Raw genomic sequence first — 1,184 nt, 5'->3', positions numbered from 1 at the left:
AGGATTCAGGTTTTGTCACATCAGAATACCGTATTTCATGAGCTAATTAAACCTGTTGTGCGACAGGATTTTGAACAACTTGCTAAAGTACACCATGTTGGACAGAAATTTAGAGCGGCTTCCCGGTGGGATCAGTTTATTGCCATATTGATGTCTCAATTCTCTTGTAGACAAAGTCTGAGAGATATTCAATCCAATTTGGAGTGCCAACAGGAAAAGCTAAGTCATCTCGGAGCAAAGTCTATTCCCCGAAGCACGCTGGCACGAATCAATGAGCAGCAGCCTGCTGCCTTGTATCAACAGCTATTTTACAAGTTGCTTAAATACTATGAACACTCAAAAGTAGCTCATAAATTTCGCTTTAAGAATCCCTTGTATTCCTTGGATGCCAGTCATATTGACCTGTCGCTTTCCTTATGTGAATGGGCCAAAGTTCACGACTCAAAAGCCAGCATGAAACTCAGCATAGGATTGAATCACAGCAATGATATTCCTGAGTTTGTTGCAGTTGAAAATGGCAAAGAAAATGACATGGTACAAGGCCGCAAATTCCAGTTTCCTGCTGGCAGCATTGTAGTTTTTGATAAAGGCTATGTCGATTACCAATGGTATGCAAATCTGACTGCTCAAAACATTGGATTTGTCACACGTTTTAGGCCTAAATCTGTGTATCAGGTGATCCAGCAACATCCAGTGCTTGAATCCAAAGGTATTCTAAAAGATGAAACCATTCAGCTGAATAGCGCACATGCCCTAAAAAGAAAAGCCCCAGTGTTAAGAAGAATTGAATATAGAGATCAGCAAAGTGGCAAGCACTTTAGCTTTCTCAGCAATAACTTTCATTTAGCCGCCTCCACCATTGCGGCGATTTATAAAGATCGTTGGAAAGTTGAGCTGTTCTTTAAGGCGATTAAGCAGAATCTCAAATTAAAAGCGTTTCTAGGCCGCAGCAGGAACGCAATTCAGACACAAATCTGGATTGCGATGATCGCCTATTTATTGGTGAGTTTCGCTCAACATTTAGGGAAAACAGGTTGGACAGTTCAACGTTTACTCAGAATAATTCAAGTGAATTTGTTTGAAAGAAGAACTTTAAAAGCTTTATTTTCACCCGATAAAATACCCATAAAACAAGAGGAAGCTCAAATGAGCTTCCTCTTGTGAAAAATTGTGGGACAGCAATG

1 protein-coding gene is annotated in these 1,184 nt (G+C 40.2%); it reads left to right on the top strand.

Annotation, left to right across the window (positions count from 1 at the left end; all coding sequences use genetic code 11):
• Nucleotides 1-12 precede the first annotated feature (12 nt).
• A complete protein-coding gene (locus NI469_RS15660; RefSeq protein ID WP_004646736.1) occupies nucleotides 13-1,164 on the top strand; it encodes an IS4-like element ISAbe18 family transposase in 1,152 nt (383 codons plus the stop codon).
• Nucleotides 1,165-1,184: the final 20 nt, after the last annotated feature.

Origin of the sequence: Acinetobacter lwoffii, from assembly GCF_024129735.1 — a bacterium.
In the GTDB taxonomy this organism is placed as follows: Bacteria; Pseudomonadota; Gammaproteobacteria; order Pseudomonadales; family Moraxellaceae; genus Acinetobacter; species Acinetobacter lwoffii_H.
Note: the sequence above shows the minus strand (reverse complement) of the source record. Positions and strands in the feature narration are given on the sequence as shown.